The sequence below is a fragment of the Photobacterium kishitanii genome (assembly GCF_000613045.3).
GTDB lineage: Bacteria > Pseudomonadota > Gammaproteobacteria > Enterobacterales > Vibrionaceae > Photobacterium > Photobacterium kishitanii.
Genome location: NZ_LN794352.1, coordinates 167285 through 186696, shown reverse-complemented (window position 1 = coordinate 186696; position 19412 = coordinate 167285). Strand labels below are relative to the sequence as shown.

Genomic DNA, 19412 nt, shown 5'->3' with positions numbered 1-19412 from the left:
TAGGCGCTTTTTTTATCATTCAATAACAGTTATTGCCACAACACACTCAAGCTGATGCCAATAAAGATCACCATGCCAACGTAATTATTATTTAAAAACGCTTTAAAACATTGCTCACGCTGACGACCTTGAATGAGCATTTGTTGATACACAAACAATGCTGACGCCAACAATAACGCCCAATAATACCACTGGTTAAGCTGTAAAATACCACCAATAGCAATCAATAACATAATCGTTGCTAACTGCAATATTCCAATAATTAATTTATCAAACCTACCAAAAAGAATCGCCGTCGATTTAATTCCTACTTTAAGATCATCATCGCGATCAACCATCGCATACAAAGTATCGTAAGCTATAGTCCACAAAATATTAGCCACAAATAATAACCATGCCACCATAGGTAACGTACCTGATTGGGCGGCATAAGCCATTGGAATTGACCACCCAAATGCGGCACCCAATACCAATTGTGGTAGATGGGTATAACGCTTCATAAATGGATAAGCTGCAGCAAGAATCACCGCCACCACAGACAGCATAATGGTGAGATTATTCATGGTTAGTACCAGTAAAAAAGACACTAATACCAATAAACTAAATAACCCTAATGCTTCACGTTCTGATACTTTTCCTGATGGCATGGGCCGATTAGCGGTGCGTTTGACATGACCATCGACGTTGCGATCCGCAAAATCATTGATCACACACCCCGCAGCACGCATAAATACCACTCCGAGCACGAACACGAGTAAGACGTCTAATTTAGGTAGACCATCCCCAGCTAAAAATAACGCCCATAAAGTTGGCCACAATAATAACAAACTGCCAATCGGGCGATCAAAGCGGGCTAACTGCCAAAAAGCTCTGGCCTTGGTTATTTCTAACATCCTTTTTCCTTAGCATATACTGGTGATTGGCTTAAAAACAACTCTGCCACCAGCATTGGCTTGTCATTGATCCATAATCGCGACCGACGCGCCCATCGAGGTTGCTGCTGAGTACCAAGATTAGCAACTTCTAATGCATCTCGACGCGAATTTTTATCATTAAAAACACGATAACCTAACGGACTATTGCCAAGATCAACGAGGTCTTGTTCCTTACCACTGAGGGTTGTCATTGGAATTAATGTTCGTGCAAAGACCCATGGCTGTTGATCACCATAAAGTATCACTTCTCGTTCTAAACAATCACTATCACCTACACGTTGCCGTTCCATTACTGACAAATTATCGTTACTGATAATAGTCTGCGCTAACACCGCCACTGTAAAATGTTGGCAATATTGTGCTAAGCGACGCGACAGCGATTCGGACTCTAGCAACCAGGCTCCATGTGATGTTTGCTCTAATGCCCATGACTGTACCGAGTACCATTTAGCACTCTGAAGCATAGGACTATACAACTGCTTGAATTCCGACATTTTTTATACTACAAAATTAACAAACACGTGATTAAAACACTTGGTTGAAAGCGGTTAATTTATTACCATATTGATCTGCTATTGTAGCAAGAGGTAACGAGTTCGAATATCGTTAACCATGGTAGATTACACCTTGTTAAGCCTAAATGTCCCTAACTGCATGAGTATAATGATGAAAAAAACTGTTTTTGTAGCGAGTTTATTGATGGCGATAACATTAATCTCGCCAACCACTTATGCAAAACAGCCACCCAGTACCCCTACCCCGTCAAATATTACCTATTACACCTTAGCACCTGATATCACCACCAACTATGTTACCACCAGTAACCGACTGGGATATATTCGGCTTCAAGTCGACTTAATGATCACCGATAACAGTCAGCTCATCAATATTGAACATCATGCGCCATTGATCCGCGATACCATTATTAGCATCATCAGCCAACAATCAGAACAACAGATAAAATCATTAGCTGGCCGTGAAAAAATTCGCCAATTAAGCAAACAAAAAATCAATCAGCTGTTACTCACCGAAACGGGCCACCCTGCGGTCAATGAGCTGTTATTTACTAAATATCTGTATCAATAATTACAGTCATAAAAAAAGCGCCCATCGGCGCTTTTTAGTAAATAGGGTTATCATCAATATTATGCTGCAGCAATTTCTTGTGCTTGATGATCTGTAATATAGTCACCAATTAGCTGTTGCTGTGCAGCCGTTAAATATAAGCCTAGCTTACTTCGACGCCATAAAGCATCAGTCGCTGTTTGCACAAATTCATGGCTAATTAAGTAATCAAGCTCACACTGATACACCCCTTCACCAAAGTGCTGTCCCATATCAGTTTCACTATTAATATCAGCAAATAGTATTTCTACACATGAGCCATAATTATGTGCCATACGCTGACAACTAAATGGGGTTAGCCATGGATATTGTTGCTGTAACTGCGCCGCTAACTTATCACCATCAAAATTAGCACTACCGCCAGGTAAGTAACTATCCTTGGTCCAAGTTGGCCCCATCTTGGCATAAAATGGCGCCAGTTTTGCCAATGCTGATTCTGCTAGCTTACGGTATGTGGTTAACTTACCCCCAAAGACGGATAGTAATGGCGCTTCATCCGCTTGTTGTTCTAACTCTAAGGTATAATCACGGGTTACAGCTTGCGGCGAATCTGATTCATCATCGCATAAAGGCCTCACACCACTCCAATTCCACACTACATCTTCACGCTGACATTGATGGATAAAATGGCTGTTATAGACCTTAAGTAAATAATCAATTTCCTGATCATCAATTGCCACATCACGCGGATCGCCATGATATTCAACATCTGTAGTGCCAATAACGGAGAAACGATCTAAATAAGGGATCACAAACACAATTCGATTATCTTCATTCTGAAGGATATAAGCTTGAGGTTGATCGTGTACTCGTGGCACTACAATATGTGAGCCTTTAATTAACCGAATATTACGTGGTGAGACTAAATCAGTACTGTGATCATAAAATGATTTTACCCATGGACCAGTCGCATTTACGAGCCCGTGAGCACAGCGTTGGAATGTTATTCCAGTTAGCATATCTTTAATCGTCACTCGCCAAATATCGCCTTCACGAACCGCTTTCTCAACCCGGCAACGATTACGAACTTCTGCGCCATGTTTTACCGCTTCCATGGCATTTAAAATCACTAACCGCGCATCATCGACCCAGCAATCAGAATATTCAAAGCCTTTTTTAATCGTTGGTACCAGTACTGAATCAGCGCCAAACGACAATCCTTGGCTAGCGGGTAAAGTAGTACGTTTACCGAGGTGATCATACAAAAACAATCCCGCACGAATCATCCATGCTGGACGTAAATGTGGCTGATGCGGCAGACGAAAACGCATCGGCTTAGCAATATGAGGCGCTTTTTTTAGTAACACTTCACGCTCTGCCAAAGCTTCGGCTACTAATCGAAACTCATAATGCTCAAGATAACGCAAACCACCATGAATTAATTTTGAGCTCGCTGATGAAGTCGCAGATGCAAAGTCGTCAGCCTCATAAAGACCAACACTCAATCCTCGACCTGCTGCATCTGCCGCAATACCAGTACCATTAATGCCGCCCCCAATCACAATGAGATCCAGCAGTTGATTATTTTCGAGGCCGCTTAATGCTACTGTCATAATGTTCACACCCATCCGTATAAATATAACAAAACGAACCAATAATGCTCGTTCGAAACCAATTGAATGATAATAGCGTATATATTGATCTAATCCAGCATTGGTTGATATTGTTGTGACATAAGTTTGATCATTAGCGCAAATTGGGTTTTTATCACGATTACCAATAAAAAAAACGGGCTTCTTATAAAGAAGCCCGTTATTTGAAATCTAGCTCTCGCGATAATGGCTTACACCACCACCTCAAAATGAATCTCGTTTTCTTGCAACCGCTTCATCAAGCTTGAGGGCGGCAACTGATCAGTAAACAGCATATCAACTTGACTAATATCGCCTAAATTCACCATCGCATTACGGCCAAATTTAGTATGATCCACCCCCAACATTACACAGCGACTATTTTCAATAATCGCCTGTTTAACTCGAACTTCATGATAGTCAAAATCAAGTAATGAACCATCAAGATCAATACCACTGATCCCTAAAATACCAAAATCTAATCGAAACTGTGACACAAAATCGAGAGTGGCTTCACCGACAATACCACCATCACGATTACGTACCTCACCACCGGCTAAAATAACTCGAAAGTCTTCTTTAGCCATTAGCAAGCTCGCAACATTGAGGTTATTAGTCACAATGCGTAAATCGTTATGATTCATTAATGCGCGCGCAACCGCTTCTGGAGTGGTACCGATATCAATAAATAATGTTGCACCATCGGGAATATGGCTCACCAATGCTTGGGCTATACGATCTTTTTGCTCTAATTGTAATACTTGGCGAGTGGTATAAGCGGTATTAACCGAACTGGAAGGAATCGTTGCACCACCATGATGACGACGAATTTTATTTTCATCCGCCAGCTCATTCAGATCTCGACGAATAGTTTGTGGGCTAACGTTAAACCGCGCCACAAGATCGTCAGTACTGACGTATCCCTGGCTCATAACTAAATCAATAATTTCTTGATGACGTTTACTTTGCTTCACGGCTGGAAAGCTCCTATCTATACCTGCCATATTCAGCAATGAAAGGTAATAAAAACAAGGCTTCGCCAATGCGAAGCCTTTTTATATTACTCACAGCGCTACTAAGAAGCCAAACTTAATCAACCATTTTGTTGTTGTATCTCAAGTTGCTGCTGTCGATAGGCCTTCTTTTCACCAACCATAGTGATAATAAAAAAGAAAATAGCTAATACACAAGAACCAGTTAAAACAATAAAACCACCATCCCAACCAAAGTGATCAACGGTGTAGCCTAACAATGCGTTGGCAGCCACTGCCCCACCTAAATAGCCAAAAAGACCGGTTAAGCCTGCCGCTGTACCAGCCGCTTTTTTAGGCGCTAACTCTAACGCATATAAACCAATTAACATCACTGGGCCATAAATTAGAAAACCAATCGCCACCAGCGCCATCATATCGATACTCGGATTACCAGGAGGGTTAAGCCAATACACTAATACCGCGACCGTCACTAATGCCATAAACAAAATACCAGCAGGAGCACGACGACCTTTAAACAACTTATCGGATATCCAACCACATAATAACGTACCTGGAATACCCGCCCACTCATAAAGGAAATATGCCCACGATGATTTATCAACCGTAAACCCTTTCGCTTCCCCTAAATACACCGGTGCCCAGTCTAATACGCCATAACGAATCAAATAAACAAACGCATTCGCAATCGCAATAAACCACAATAATTTATTATTAAAAATGTACTTAAAGAAAATTTCTTTGGCGGTCATTTCGGTTTCAAAAGACTTATCATAGCTTTCAGGATAATCATCTTTGTATTCTTCAATCGGTGGTAAACCACAAGATTGTGGCGTATCACGCATTACCAATAGAGTAAAACCTGCAACTAATAACGCAAAAAAAGCGGGCACATAAAATGCCGAACGCCAATCATCATTAAACGCCCACAAACCAAATAAGAACAATGGCCCAATTAAACCACCGCCAACGTTATGCGCAACATTCCATACTGAAACCAAGCCACCCCGTTCTTTATGCGACCACCAATGCACCATGGTGCGCCCACAAGCAGGCCACCCCATGCCTTGAAACCAACCGTTTAAAAATAACAGCACAAACATCGCGGTAATGCTGCCTGTCGCCCATGGCATAAAACCAAAGCACAACATGACTATTGATGAAAGTATCAATCCAGAGGCTAAAAAGAAGCGAGGATTAGATCGATCCGATACATTCCCCATTAAAAATTTAGATAAGCCATAAGCAATTGATACTGCAGCTAGTGCAACCCCTAACTCCCCTCGACTATAACCATACTCTTCAATCAAATAGGGCATCGCTAAGGAAAAGTTTTTTCTAACTAGATAGTAGCCAGCATAACCAAAAAAAATACCGACAAACAATTGCCACCGCAACCGCTTATAAACCGGATCGATACTTCCATCTGGTAAGCGCTGTTTATGCGCTACTGGGGTAAATAAACCAAACATAGATGTTCCTTTCTGTTATCTCGTTACTGTAGTGCCATTACCGTATAACAATACGTTGATAGCATCTTATTAATGATGATTGTTAATATTCCACTCAATAAATAACCATATTGTTTTCGAAGTCGCTCAAAACGATGCGAATTATTGCGCGAATGATTAATTAAAAATGTGAAAACAGTCAAAGACAGACAGATAAATATGAATAGATATGAAAATTAGCAGGATTTATATCAACTATGGACTCACTATCAACTAATCAACAGATTTAGTTAATATCAATAGCGTGTTCACTACCGTAATAATGCCGTCAAGCTAAACATCATTACGGTAGTTCACCAATAAACAGCGGGGAGATTAATGTTTCGGGGTCAGTAATTTGGCATCAACTAACGCGATACCACAACCCGTTAATAAACCAAATAGGTGGGCCATATTCGCAATTGAAAGGCCAGCAGGTTCAGCAAAACCAATGATCAACCACACCAGCATAAAGATTACATAAGAGCGCGCAATCACTAATCCACGTTGGGGGGCAAGCCAGCCCATCCACCAAATATAACCAAGTAATGCATAAACCACCCCAGATAAGCCGCCAAAATTAGGCCCGTCGAGCCAAAATTGGCCAAAACCTGAAATCAAGGACGAAATAAGAAATAGCTGCACTAATTTGGCAGAACCACTATGACGTTCAATTTGTCCGCCTAATAACCACCACCATAGGCAGTTAAAAATTACATGTAAGGCAGAGAAATGAAGTAACGCATGACTAAAATAGCGCCATAACTGCCATTGATCGCCATTCATAAACGGGAAATGGAACCAATCAAATAGCAGTGATTCAAACCCTAGCAGCCACAACCCATAAATCACTAACGATGCGACCATCACCACTAATGTAAACGGCCCAGCTTGAGCTTTGACCATCGACACTAAACTCGGACTCGAATAATCAAATTTTGCGGTACGACTTTCAGCGACTCGCCATGATGCTTCTTGGTATTTGCTATTATTGGGGTCAGCAATAAATGCATTCAATTCAGCTTCGGCTTCAATAAGATACTGGCTATCTTGCAGCCATAACGCAAACTTACCTTCAGGCTCCGGTGCTAAAGTCAGTTCAATACCTCGTGAAGCCATATAATCAATAAATGCCTGAGCATGACGAGGGTTATAAAATTCAGCTAAGCGATGCATAGTTATCACTCTAATGGATTGGATATTATAAGTACTAAAGACCAAAGGTGGTTACATTCGCAGTGTGTAACGCGCCCTATTATTACTCATTTTATCAATGGCAAACTTAACTAAGCTTGTACCATAGGTAATGCTTCACGACGCCAAGCCTCAAAACCACCATCAATACTATACACTTGCTCATAACCTTGATTAACCAAGTACTGAGCGGCTCCTTGACTACTCACGCCGTGATAACACATGACTAATACTGGTTGCTCAAAATCCACCTCATCCATAAATGTCACCATGGTGTCATTAGTCAAGTGAAATGCAGTTTCAGCATGGGCAAGACGATAAGATTGAGGATCGCGAATATCCACTAATACCGTATCAGGTTGCTGTAATAACTGCTGAGCATCTAGTACTGAAAGATGTTGAAACTGTTCCATAATATTTCCTTCTAATTACACCAATAAAGACCTGGGCAAAAAACTATACGCCAGTAATAATCGGGATCAATAATCGCTTCGGATCGCCATCACATGATCCTGACACTGACTTCGCCTAAATAACGTATTAGTGATCATTGTACCTCAGCTTAACGCTGCTATCTCCCACCAAAAAATAAGGCTTTATCCACAATATAGAGACCACCAGCAACAGTAACTCTTCAATACCGACAAGGGCTTGTCGTTGATAACAGTTTCACAGTGAATACAAAGTAACCAGTTGTGGAAAAACCTGTGGATTGCGTTGATAATGTGGTTGCCAATAAAAAGATCCACTACATGTAGATTGGATCCCACTATAAGCTGTGGATAAGTTAACGAGAAACACACACAACTATTCACAAATGTGACTTATCACACATAAAATCAGCGAGATAAGCAGTTAACCGACATTAATGGTTATCCACTGTTGATTTAGCTGATCAGCGACCATAAAAAAACCGACACTGAGGTCGGTTTCTAGATCGTTAATGTCGAGCGGTGAATCAATAAAAATCACCCACGGCATCTTTAAGCTTTTTCATGGCATTTTTTTCTAACTGACGAATACGCTCAGCTGATACACCATAATTATCGGCTAAATCTTGCAAGGTTGATTTCTGATCATCTAACCAACGCGAACGGACAATATGTTGGCTACGCTCATCAAGACTCGCTAATGCTTGTGATAAGCGATTATTGGCATGACTTTCCCAATTACTTTCTTCATAACTCAAGGCAACATCTGAGCCTTTATCTTCAAGGAAATAAGCGGGAGCCATTGGCGTTGAATCACGTTCATCATCATCATTTTGCATTTCAAAAGTGGGATCTTGGGCAGCTAAACGTGATTCCATCTCGCGTACTTCAGCAGGTTCAACCCCTAACTGTTCAGCGACCATGTTAACTTCATCGTTATTAAACCAACCTAAACGCTTCTTTGATTTACGCAAATTAAAAAATAATTTCCGTTGAGCTTTGGTGGTTGCCACTTTCACTATTCGCCAGTTGCGTAAAACATACTCATGGATCTCTGCTTTGATCCAATGGACAGCAAAAGACACTAATCGCACGCCAACCTCAGGATTAAAGCGTTTGACCGCCTTCATCAAGCCGATATTACCTTCTTGAATTAAATCAGCAATCGGTAAGCCATAGCCAGAGTAACCACGAGCAATATGCACCACAAATCGCAAGTGAGACATCACTAATGCTTTAGCTGCATTAATATCATCATCATAGTGCAACGCTTCAGCAAGCTCTTTCTCACGCTCAGGCGTTAGCATTGGATAACGGTTTACAGTCTGAATATAACTTTCAAGACTATCCGCCGAAACTAGAACTAATTTCGACATCTCATTTGACATTCGAAAACCTCGTGTAATTTTTGTGCGATCACAACGGTTATTGAGCATATGCTAGCGTTGTGTGAACCGACAATGATGCCTGTAAACATAGTTCAAATGCAAGCCGAAGCGCAAATATATATGGTTATAGGCATCACTTTTTCTTATCGTACTGTTTTAAAACTATTAACAATGATAGTTATACTGGGTTAATCTCACGCAAGTGACGCCCAGCAGCAAGACGGGCAGCCATCAAGCCAAGAAACGTTGCAATCATCACCATGATCAGACTTTCATCCCAACTTAAACCTAGCATTCTAAAGTGACTACCATAAAGATCCGACAATTTCGCAACAGCATCGCCCAACAACAGTGTTACACCTTGGGTTAAGCCCCATGCAATTAACGCTGCAATCAAGCCATACCACACTCCGACATAAAGATAAGGTCGAAGAATGTAACTGTTCGTCGCTCCGACCATCTTCATGACCTGAATTTCATCTTTATGACTTAACACTTGTAAACGTAAGGTGTTACCGACAATTAAGAACACCGCAAACAGCATTAAGCCTGACATCAATAACGCCAATGCTATCGCTAATTGCTGAATAGCCGCTAAACGTTGTAACCAATCACTGTCTAAGCGCACTTCAGCAACCTGATCTTGCTGACCCAATTTTTGAGCTAATTCATTGGCTTTCGCCGTCGTTTGCCAATCACTATTCGGCTCAACAATGACCACTGCTGGCAAAGGATTATTTTGTTCATCAAACAAACTCAGTGCTTTTTCAAAGCCACCGTTTTGACGAAGCTGCTCTAAACCTTGAGCTGCTGTAATATATTGGACACTATTAACTTGTGACCAATTTTTAATTTTATCTGCTAATGCCTGACCATCATCATTACTAACATCATGCTTCAAATACAACGTAATTTGGCTCGGGTTCTGCCATGCATCAGCCACTGCGGTAATATTTTTGGCCATTAAATAAAAGGTACATGGCAAAGTTAACGCAACAGCCAATACAGCTAAGGTTAAAAAATTACCTAATGGGCGACGAAACATGTCTTTTAGTGCAAAACTTGCTTGCTGGCGATGAATTGCGAAAAAACCAATAGATTTACGCGCCATGTGCCAGCTCCCTTAAATTGCCTTTATGTAGATCTAAACGACGATAATTACGACTAGCAAGTAATGAAGTATCATGAGTTGCCATTAATACCGCGACCCCAACCCGATTAAACTCTTCAAACAACCGTAATACTTGCTGTGATAACTCAGCATCAAGATTACCGGTCGGTTCATCAGCCAACAGTAACATCGGTTTATTCACAATTGCGCGGGCAATGCCGACACGCTGTTGTTCACCGCCAGATAATTGGATAGGCAAACATTTTGCCTTATCCAATAATCCAACTTTATCCAAAGATGCGCTCACACGGCGTTTGATATCATGTTCAGTCATCTGTTCAACCCGCAATGGCAATGCAATATTATCGAAAACACTGCGATCCATTAGAAGCTTATGATCTTGAAAAATAATACCAATATTGCGGCGCAAGAATGGAATTTGCTTATTTGGTAAACGAGTAATATCGTGACCATTGAACCAAATCTTGCCGTCACTTGGACGTTCAAGGGCACAAATTAATTTCAGCAGTGTGCTTTTACCGGCCCCAGAGTGACCTGTTAGAAAAGCCATATCCGCTGGTTTCAAGTGAAAATCTACTTTTTGTAGGGCTTGCCTACCACCCCGATAAGCTTTACTTACCTGCTGAAATCGAATCACTTTATTATTCCTCGTTGCTAAATAATGCTTCTATAAACTCATCGGCCGCAAACGGTCGTAAATCATCAATGCCTTCACCAACACCAATATAACGAATTGGAATATTGAATTGATCAGCAATTGCAAAAATAACACCACCTTTCGCGGTACCATCTAATTTAGTAATGGTGATCCCCGATACTGGTGCCACTTCACTAAATAGTTTTGCCTGACTAATGGCATTTTGGCCCGTACCGGCATCCACTGTTAACATAATTTCATGCGGCGCTTCAATATCTACCTTCTGCATCACCCGCACGATTTTACGCAACTCTTCCATTAAGTTACCTTTGTTTTGCAAACGCCCTGCGGTATCAGCAATAACAACATCAACATTTTTGGCTTTAGCTGATTCAATCGCATCAAAAATGACTGATGCGCTATCAGCACCTGTATGTTGAGCAATCACTGGGACATTATTACGCTCACCCCATACTTGTAATTGTTCAACAGCTGCGGCACGGAAGGTATCACCCGCAGCCAGCATCACTGATTTACCTTCAGCTTGAAATTGCTTAGCTAATTTACCAATGGTGGTCGTTTTACCAACACCATTAACGCCTACCATTAAAATAACATAAGGCTTTTTAGTCATATCAACCACTAATGGCTGTTCAACTTTAGCCAGCATCTCACCCAGTTCTTCTTTTAATAAACCATAGAGAGCTTCACCATCATTTAAATCTCGACGTGATGCTTTATCGGTAAGGTTATTAATGATTTTCAATGTGGTATCCATCCCCACATCGGCTATCAAAAGTTGTTCTTCCAACTCTTCAAATAATTCATCATCAATTTGCTTGCCACGAAACAAACCGAAGAAACCAGCGCCAAAGTTGGTTTTAGTGCGTTTTAAACCACGCATTAAACGGCTAAAAAAGCCTTCTGATTTTGGTTTTTCCTGTTCAACAGCTGCAGTTACCACTGGGGTATTGATGTCATCATCAGTAGCTATTGTACCACTGACAGCCGCCTCAACCTCAGTATCAGCACTAGATGTTAGTGATAACTCACTTTCATCACTAAGCTTATCAACTAACGGTTGTTGGCTATTGTCTACTGCTACATTTTGTTCATCAACCACACTGTCGGTTACGATAGTCTGTTTTTGATGATCATTCTCTTGCAACGTTGCAGCCAATTGGCGATCATTAGTTTTAGCTATTAATTCTGGTTCGATGGGTGTTTCTAGCTCAGAGTCATGATTATGACTGGCTTTCAGCCCCTCATCGTCAGAGGAATGTGTTGATTTTGGGCTATCAACCGAGCCATCAACTACTGATTGATCAGTAGCTTGTTCCTTTGATGCGTCGTTATCTTCAGAGCTAAATCCTAGCCATGAAAATAATCCGCGTTTCTTTTTTTCTGCCATTGGCAAATCCTAGCGCTTGATTGGTACAATTTACGGCCTAAAAACAGGTGTATACTATCATTTTCTTAACGGTCAAAAAAATCTATGACGCAGCGAAGACAGCAAACAACTCGCAAAACACAAAATAATCGTCCTGGTGGGTTCGTTAGAATCATCAGCGGACAATGGCGTGGACGCAAATTACCCGTTCATGATGTCGAAGGACTCCGCCCAACCACTGACCGTGTCAAAGAAACACTTTTCAACTGGTTAGCGCAAGACATTTATCAATCTAAATGCCTTGACCTCTTTACTGGTAGTGGCGGCTTAAGTTTTGAGGCACTTTCACGTGGTGCAGAAAGTGTCACAATGCTTGAACTTGATAAAAAAGCAGCCGCACAACTAGAATTAAACCTCAACACAGTAAAAGCAACCAATGCCACTGTGATCAACAGCGATAGTTTACGCTTTTTGTCACAAACAGGTACGCCACACGATATTGTTTTTATCGATCCTCCATTTCGCAAAGATCTTATTCAAGATGTTATCACAGCGTTAGAAAATAATGGCTGGTTAACACCACATGCAATGATTTATATTGAAGCAGAAAAGGAATTAGGTCAGTTGGCAATCCCTAGCCACTGGCATTTACATCGCGAAAAAAGCGCTGGCCAAGTGTGCTACCGTTTATTTGCCAGAGAGGAACCATGAAAGCACTGATCATTACTGCCAAAATAGCGATAGCCCTAGTATGGCTAATATTGTTCATTAATATCGTCCACCCTTTCCCAGGAGTTTCTGCAATAGCGCTTTATATCATGACCGCATTTTTGTTCATGATGCACGGCTTACAGATGCTCATTTTCGTTGGCGCTTTTGGTGATAAAATCAATATGTCGCGTTGGGAGCATTGGTCAATTTTAATTTTTGGTATCTTCGCGCTGCTTGATATTCGTCGCAAGCACATGATGTAACACCAACCAAGCGGGCAACATCATTGATGCTCGCTTTTTCAACTTATTACGAACACACGCTACTCGTCTCTATCCTGCTGACACTGCCAGCATAACTCAAATTGTCCCTGATTAAGCTCACCACAATGACTGCAATACCAATCACGATAATCGTTACGTAAATAACCATCAATAATCACCAACGCTTGTTGTCGCTGGAGCTCAGTTACCCATAACTGCACTTCCACCACACTCATTGGTAATTCACCAGCAGCAGCAGCTAATGCCTCTCCTGTTAAGCGTACCGATATCCCCATATTCTCTAATAACCCCTTGAGACTATGAGCTTCTAAACTATTACTGGCACGATACACGCTTTGCCATTGCAACTCTGTCATCCACCTTCCCCATCACGTGAATTATCATTAATTAAAGATAGCAACCGTCACTCAAGCATCTGTCTCTAATCTTAAACCCACTTTGTAGGCAGTTAAGTCTCACTGTATGAGAAAAGCCACCAATAGCAAACATAACAGACCGCCGCAACACGAAAATAACCGATAAAAAACCGCCACAACTAAAAATAAAAAACAATTAAAACAATCAATTAAAATAAAAAAACAATTAAAAAAACACTAGCAAGCACTAATGGCACCAACTCAGTTTTAAGTGATAAAAAATGTCACGAAAAATACTTAACATAATGAAAAGCCACCACTTTAACTATTTTATAGACGTAAGACATTATCACCACCGACATAAACAGTAGAATATAACCACCAAACAACTCCACCATTAAATATTAGTGTTTTTTATCAACTTATAAAAACAAATATCAAAACAATCATGACAATAAAATAATAAACAAACAAAAACAATTAGTTAAATAAAAAATAAACCACAAATAATTTGATAACATTAAATTTACAACACAAAAAACGTTGTTTTAATAGTGATAAACAGCTCTTATTGCCACCTAAAAATGTTTTTATAGCAGATATATAGCAATCAAACTTGTAAACACCACTAAAAGCATGTTATCTTTATTGTCAAGAGAAAATGCACTCACCATCAAGGATCGAAAAATATGCTTACGCACTCACAAAAACAAGGTCTTGTAATGATTGCTGTTGTTGTTGGTTTAATGACACTGCCAATTATTTACTAAGACTTATTCAAGAAACAAAAAAATAGCGCCTAATGGCGCCATTTTTTTATCTGGGTTATTAATATGCTTCATTGTCATAATTTAATATGTTGCCAATGATAAAAATAAAACCCCAATGCTGCTAAAGTAATCCCACCAAGAAGTACCACTGCCACTCCCCATACTAAACGGCTACTACGTGGCATTAGCTTCTGCTCACACTCTGAACATAAATCGATAAAACGCTGATAGTCACTCGATGCCGATAGTGGAATGTCATCAGCCATTAATTGCTGGCGCATGGTTGCAATTTGATTAAGCTTATTAACCATATCGTCAGGAAAGCGATTATCACAACTATGAACTAATTGGGTTAAGTCAGTACCTTTAGCATGATAATGTTGACGCAGTAAATCTTCTAGTCGTCGAGATTTATCAATAACTTGCTCAATATCCATTATCATCACCTCCCTCGTATTCAATTATGGTTACCTTACCTAAGCTACCAATCCAACATAGTGTTTTAGTAAAATAATTGTATTTAGATCACGATTTTATTATCCATAGCTAGGGATGTATAAATTTGCTGTGAATAATAGCGCGGTATTTATCTAATATAGCTTACTAACTACCAAGGAGTTTGGAGATGCCGACATGGATTATGGTCGTACTGTGCCTGCTATTACTATTAGCATTATCTTATTTTATTTATAACTACCGCCGCCACACTTTAGGTCTTGACGCACCAGAGAAAAAAGTTGAAGTACAAATTCTCGATAAACAAAGTAACCGTATTATTGGTGCACAACCAGGAGAGGAAGACGAAGAGTATTGGTTTTATGTCCAACCATTAGCGGGAGGCCCAAAGCGTGAGTTCATGATTGGTATTCATTATTACCACGCTTTAAACCCTGGTGATATTGGCACTATGACCTACCGTGGTCAGCAATTTGTTCATTTTGCGCTACAACGCCAATAAATTAAGTCTCTGTTTGCTCACCCATACGTGAGCAAACAGATAGTTATTCCGTTATGGCACTAACCAAGCAGTATAACGATTACGACCCAATAACCAACTAGTGACTAACGCTAAGCTCGCTGCAATAAATGTCCATACTGGAATCGCAATTAACGGATTAGCAAAATAGAGATCATATTCTCGTAATGGCCACAAAAAGATCGGATGAATCAAATACACCCCAAGACTGTATTTACTCAACCATGCCAATTTATTTCGAGTTGGTAAGCTTAATTTATCACTCACCATTCGACAGAACATAAAAATAGTCGCTGCAACCAATACCGTATTTAAGGTTTTATACGACATCCAACGCGCCATCTTATATTCACCGGCAGCGAAGCTATTACTGATCACATTATAATCAGTCACGATTACCGCGATCACCGCTAATGGCAATAGCACCACTAAACTTGGCCAACGATACTGATAAAGGCAATAACCTAATAATAAATAACCGCTATAAAGTAAGTAAGTATCACTCCATAAACCATCAATATAAAACAGATATAAACCAGTGATCAGCAGCCATACCATAATGACCCCTTTAACTTGCCCTGGTTCCGCTTTTTTGACCCACCATTGAATAACCGGAACAATAAGATAAAGAGGAATAAAGTAATAGAAAAATCCAAGGTGATAATAGGTTTCATGAACAGGCATTTTTTTCAGTACTGACCAACTAACAGCGCTATCAAAACCGCTGACAGTTAAACCTGAAAACAATGCATAAAACACCGACCATACTAAAAATGGCACTAATACTTTGCCGAGGCGGCGCTTAATATAATAGACGGGTTCAAAAGGACGCTGATCACTGAGCATTAGAGCACCACTGATCATAATAAAGACGGGAACCGCCCAACGACTCAAGCTATTGATCGTAATAGCACTAATCCACTGCCAATCAGGCAATTGACCAATTTGGTCACGATAAGGGCCTAAGACATGGATCACTACTACCGCGATGGCGGCAACCACCCGCAGTAAATCAACAAACCATATTTTTTCTCTCACCAACGTCTCCTTAATAAGCAAAAGCAGAGCCATAATCATTTAAGGCTCTGCTTTGAATATAGCAGCCGTTGCATAGCAAGTATCTAACACTTCAATGAATTAGCCGATAATTCACCGTTATATGACACTCACTTTACGGTCATTTAACTATTTATGGTTGTTGGCGAGTTGCAGCCAATACTATCTCACGAACACATAAATTTTGAGGTTGGTTATAGGCATAGCTAATCGCATTAGCAATATCTTGTGGCGCAATAACGCCACCCATGCCATCTTTCCACTCTTCATAGCCCGCTTTAATTGCATCGCTACTGGTATGAGTTAATAATTCAGTTTCCACCGCACCTGGTGCAATAGTAATAAAACGCACATTATCATCAGCGACTTCTTCACGAATATTTTCAGTAATAGCATGTACCGCAAATTTAGTACCACAGTAAGCGGCATGATTCGGGAACGTTTTACGACCAGCAATTGAACTGATATTAATCACAGTACCACTCTTACGCGCTTTCATGCCCGCAAGTACAACATGAACCCCATTGAGCATTCCCATCACGTTCACATTGAACATGGTTTGCCATTCTGCTGGATCTTGTTCATCAGCAAGACCAAGTAGCATCATACCGGCGTTATTAATCAAGCAATCGACTGGACCAAATTTTTGCTCCGCTTCTGCTACCGCTGCAGCAATTGCCTGTGCATCAGTTACATCAACTTTACGGCATAGCGTATTTGGCAAGTTGAGGGCTTCCATTTGCTCAACACGACGTGCTAATAGCAATAATGGATAACCTTCTGCTGATAGTTTACGCGCAGTTGCTTCACCAATACCTGAACTTGCACCGGTAATCACGACTAAAGATTTTGACATAATTTTGTTCCTCTAGAATAAACCGCATTCTCGATGCAGCCAGCAAAGGTGCTGTTGATGGCAATAACTATAGAGCTAATTATCGATACTGAAAAATATCAATTTCCTTGGTTTATCATCAAAAAAAACTATGGATAGCTCACCACCTTCATAAATTTCAACAATATGATAGGCTAATAGGGTCTTTTTCAACTGAGTATTAATTGATGGATTTACGTCTATTACGGTTTTTTATTGCTGTTTATGAAGAAAAAAATATTACCTTAGCCGCCGAGCGCTGCTGTGTCTCACAACCTTCAATATCTAGTGGTATCAAACAATTAGAACAAGAATTAGCCACCCAACTTTTTATTCGCCATAAAAAAGGCGTTAATCTTACTGACGAAGCACATTACTTGTATCCATTAGCAATTCGATTACTGAATGACGTCAATACCTTACCCCAATTATTTCAGCAACGAACAGAAAGGTTGCCACTAACATTGGCTAATTTCACTGACCTGAGCCAAAGCCAGTTAGCTTTGATTTTCGCGCAATTACAACAACAGATCCCCAATATTTTATTGGAATTAGTTGATCACGATCGCTCCGCTGATGCCCGTATCACGCTTGACATGTTCAAAGCAGAAGATGAAATATTCTTGCCATTATGGGAGGAAGATTATGTGTTATGTATGCTACCCAATCACCCCCTAGCAAGCTTAACCAGTGTCTCCCCCCAACAATTACATCAACACGATTTTATTGAGTGTCCCCCTTGTGAAGCCCACCAACAAACGATTGGTTTACTGGCGTGTGATGGTTTATCGGTTAATTTAGTTGCTAAAGCTGAGCACAAAACTCAAGTAATGCATTTAGTTCAAGCGGGATTAGGGATATCTTTTCTACCGACAGGTGTATTAGAAACAGCGACGCAATTAGTCACCGTACCCCTTGAAGGTCCACGCATGTTCCGTCGCTTAGGATTATGCTATCCCGCCACTAAAACTCTTAATCCAGCTTTAGGCGCTTGTATTAAAGTATTGAGCCTAGGTGTTAGTAACGAGACTTAAATTAATAATAAACGGTTAAGTTTTACCTATTACAGTAATAAGAAAAATCAATTTTTTTATTACTGCTAATCTATTTATGCTGTGTTCTAGGTTAAAGTCAGTTAAATAGATAGGTTAGATAATGAATACAGCTCAACACACTCCCCAGGCTTTGGTTGTCGAAGGTGGCGCAATGCGCGGCATTTTTGCCAGTGGTGTGCTGGATGCATTTCTTGAAAACAACTATCTACCCTTTGACTTCGCGATAGGGGTTTCTGCTGGTGCAACCAACTTAATTGGTTATTTATGTGGTAATTATGGCCGTAGTCATAAAATCATTACCCAATACTCACGCGATCCACAATTCATCAATTTTTCTCGTTTTACGCATGGTGGCCACTTAACTGATATTGATTGGCTATGGCGTACAACTTCGCGTTATTTACCGCTGAACTTATTCAAATACGAACAGCGTCAGATTCCGCTTTACGCCACCACAACGAATTTAGAAACGGGGCAAGCTGAATATATCAAAGTGACCCGTAATAATATTATGCCGTTAATGGAAGCGACTTGTGCTTTACCTGTTGCTTATCGTCATAATCCAACTCTTAATGGGGTTGCTATGAGTGATGGTGGTATCGGTGATTCCATTCCAGTAATTGAAGCTTATCGCCGTGGTGCTCGCAATATTACCGTCATTTTATCGAAACCATTAGGATTTCATAAACACGAGACTAAACTACCGTGGTTAATCAAATCGATGTTTCATGCCCACCCAGCTTTTGCAGAAGCAGTCATGACACGTCCGAGCCGCTATAATGCAGCGCTTGATTTTATTAATAATCCGCCAGCAGATTGCACTATGACCGTTATTGCACCGAATCAAGACTTTCATGTGGGTCGTTTAACGCGCAACCTTAATAAATTAGAGCAAGGTTATTTGCAAGGTAAGCAAGCTGGTCATCGTGTTTGCGGCATTATTCCCTGCGAAGGCGAGCACTGTGGTTCAACATCATTGGTTGCTTAAAGTTAATAGTTTAAAACTATCGTTACAATAGTTAGCAACAGTTATACCTATTAAATA

21 protein-coding genes are annotated in these 19412 nt (G+C 40.4%); 6 read left to right on the top strand and 15 right to left on the bottom strand.

Annotation, left to right across the window (positions count from 1 at the left end):
• Nucleotides 1-29: 29 nt before the first annotated feature.
• Together ubiA and PPBDW_RS01030 are read right to left on the bottom strand one after the other, a co-directional pair.
• Nucleotides 30-893: a 4-hydroxybenzoate octaprenyltransferase gene (gene ubiA / locus PPBDW_RS01035; RefSeq protein WP_036789275.1), complete on the bottom strand. Its 864-nt coding sequence runs from the start codon at nucleotides 891-893 to the stop codon at nucleotides 30-32.
• A complete protein-coding gene (locus PPBDW_RS01030; protein ID WP_036789273.1) occupies nucleotides 887-1429 on the bottom strand; it encodes a chorismate--pyruvate lyase family protein in 543 nt (180 codons plus the stop codon). The genes ubiA and PPBDW_RS01030 overlap by 7 nt, the downstream gene beginning before the upstream one ends.
• A gap of 172 nt (nucleotides 1430-1601) precedes the next feature.
• On the opposite strand from PPBDW_RS01030, the gene PPBDW_RS01025 reads away from it, so the two are divergent.
• A complete protein-coding gene (locus PPBDW_RS01025) occupies nucleotides 1602-2021 on the top strand; it encodes a flagellar basal body-associated protein FliL (RefSeq protein WP_230850441.1) in 420 nt (139 codons plus the stop codon).
• A 59-nt stretch (nucleotides 2022-2080) separates the two neighbouring features.
• On the opposite strand, the gene glpD is transcribed toward PPBDW_RS01025, so the two are convergent.
• From glpD to ftsY, 9 genes are all read right to left on the bottom strand, one after another.
• Nucleotides 2081-3613 (bottom strand): glycerol-3-phosphate dehydrogenase, encoded by a 1533-nt coding sequence (gene glpD / locus PPBDW_RS01020; RefSeq protein WP_036789269.1) that lies wholly within the window; start codon nucleotides 3611-3613, stop codon nucleotides 2081-2083.
• A 230-nt stretch (nucleotides 3614-3843) separates the two neighbouring features.
• Entirely contained in the window at nucleotides 3844-4605 is a 762-nt protein-coding gene (locus PPBDW_RS01015; RefSeq protein ID WP_036789267.1) for a DeoR/GlpR family transcriptional regulator, read from the bottom strand.
• 119 nt (nucleotides 4606-4724) lie between these two features.
• On the bottom strand, nucleotides 4725-6095 hold the full coding sequence (gene glpT, locus PPBDW_RS01010; protein ID WP_036789265.1) for a glycerol-3-phosphate transporter: 1371 nt from the start codon (nucleotides 6093-6095) through the stop codon (nucleotides 4725-4727).
• Between the two features lie 354 nt (nucleotides 6096-6449).
• Nucleotides 6450-7289 carry a rhomboid family intramembrane serine protease GlpG gene (glpG, locus tag PPBDW_RS01005; protein ID WP_036789263.1) on the bottom strand — a complete coding sequence of 280 codons (840 nt, stop codon included), beginning with the start codon at nucleotides 7287-7289 and terminating at the stop codon, nucleotides 6450-6452.
• 110 nt (nucleotides 7290-7399) lie between these two features.
• Entirely contained in the window at nucleotides 7400-7720 is a 321-nt protein-coding gene (gene glpE, locus PPBDW_RS01000; protein ID WP_036789261.1) for a thiosulfate sulfurtransferase GlpE, read from the bottom strand.
• A 545-nt stretch (nucleotides 7721-8265) separates the two neighbouring features.
• On the bottom strand, nucleotides 8266-9126 hold the full coding sequence (gene rpoH / locus PPBDW_RS00995; protein ID WP_036789664.1) for an RNA polymerase sigma factor RpoH: 861 nt from the start codon (nucleotides 9124-9126) through the stop codon (nucleotides 8266-8268).
• Nucleotides 9127-9304: 178 nt separating this feature from the next.
• Nucleotides 9305-10237: a permease-like cell division protein FtsX gene (gene ftsX, locus PPBDW_RS00990; protein WP_036789259.1), complete on the bottom strand. Its 933-nt coding sequence runs from the start codon at nucleotides 10235-10237 to the stop codon at nucleotides 9305-9307.
• Entirely contained in the window at nucleotides 10227-10895 is a 669-nt protein-coding gene (ftsE, locus tag PPBDW_RS00985) for a cell division ATP-binding protein FtsE (protein ID WP_036789257.1), read from the bottom strand. The genes ftsX and ftsE overlap by 11 nt, the downstream gene beginning before the upstream one ends.
• Before the next feature lie 4 nt (nucleotides 10896-10899).
• Nucleotides 10900-12306, bottom strand: a complete 1407-nt coding sequence (gene ftsY, locus PPBDW_RS00980; protein ID WP_036789255.1) for a signal recognition particle-docking protein FtsY — start codon at nucleotides 12304-12306, stop codon at nucleotides 10900-10902.
• An 84-nt stretch (nucleotides 12307-12390) separates the two neighbouring features.
• Between ftsY and rsmD the strand changes: the two genes are divergently transcribed.
• Nucleotides 12391-12996 carry a 16S rRNA (guanine(966)-N(2))-methyltransferase RsmD gene (gene rsmD / locus PPBDW_RS00975; RefSeq protein ID WP_036789253.1) on the top strand — a complete coding sequence of 202 codons (606 nt, stop codon included), beginning with the start codon at nucleotides 12391-12393 and terminating at the stop codon, nucleotides 12994-12996.
• Nucleotides 12993-13259 carry a DUF1145 domain-containing protein gene (locus PPBDW_RS00970; protein WP_036789251.1) on the top strand — a complete coding sequence of 89 codons (267 nt, stop codon included), beginning with the start codon at nucleotides 12993-12995 and terminating at the stop codon, nucleotides 13257-13259. Before rsmD ends, PPBDW_RS00970 begins: the two co-directional genes overlap by 4 nt.
• A gap of 59 nt (nucleotides 13260-13318) precedes the next feature.
• On the opposite strand, the gene PPBDW_RS00965 is transcribed toward PPBDW_RS00970, so the two are convergent.
• Nucleotides 13319-13636 carry a putative signal transducing protein gene (locus PPBDW_RS00965; RefSeq protein WP_181316360.1) on the bottom strand — a complete coding sequence of 106 codons (318 nt, stop codon included), beginning with the start codon at nucleotides 13634-13636 and terminating at the stop codon, nucleotides 13319-13321.
• A gap of 844 nt (nucleotides 13637-14480) precedes the next feature.
• Nucleotides 14481-14843, bottom strand: a complete 363-nt coding sequence (locus PPBDW_RS00960; RefSeq protein ID WP_230850442.1) for a DUF4145 domain-containing protein — start codon at nucleotides 14841-14843, stop codon at nucleotides 14481-14483.
• A 188-nt stretch (nucleotides 14844-15031) separates the two neighbouring features.
• Between PPBDW_RS00960 and PPBDW_RS00955 the strand changes: the two genes are divergently transcribed.
• Nucleotides 15032-15364 (top strand): DUF2500 domain-containing protein, encoded by a 333-nt coding sequence (locus PPBDW_RS00955; RefSeq protein ID WP_036789249.1) that lies wholly within the window; start codon nucleotides 15032-15034, stop codon nucleotides 15362-15364.
• Between the two features lie 51 nt (nucleotides 15365-15415).
• Here PPBDW_RS00955 and PPBDW_RS00950 read toward each other — a convergent pair whose 3' ends face one another.
• Both PPBDW_RS00950 and PPBDW_RS00945 read right to left on the bottom strand, forming a co-directional pair.
• Entirely contained in the window at nucleotides 15416-16420 is a 1005-nt protein-coding gene (locus tag PPBDW_RS00950) for an acyltransferase (RefSeq protein ID WP_036789247.1), read from the bottom strand.
• A gap of 151 nt (nucleotides 16421-16571) precedes the next feature.
• Entirely contained in the window at nucleotides 16572-17294 is a 723-nt protein-coding gene (locus PPBDW_RS00945) for an SDR family oxidoreductase (RefSeq protein WP_036789245.1), read from the bottom strand.
• Between the two features lie 206 nt (nucleotides 17295-17500).
• On the opposite strand from PPBDW_RS00945, the gene PPBDW_RS00940 reads away from it, so the two are divergent.
• Together PPBDW_RS00940 and PPBDW_RS00935 are read left to right on the top strand one after the other, a co-directional pair.
• The gene (locus tag PPBDW_RS00940; protein WP_036789244.1) at nucleotides 17501-18346 is read left to right on the top strand and encodes a LysR family transcriptional regulator; all 846 of its coding nucleotides are present in this window, start codon (nucleotides 17501-17503) and stop codon (nucleotides 18344-18346) included.
• Between the two features lie 121 nt (nucleotides 18347-18467).
• Nucleotides 18468-19355, top strand: coding sequence for a patatin-like phospholipase family protein (locus PPBDW_RS00935; protein WP_036789242.1), 888 nt, complete (start codon nucleotides 18468-18470; stop codon nucleotides 19353-19355).
• The last annotated feature ends 57 nt before the right edge of the window (nucleotides 19356-19412 follow it).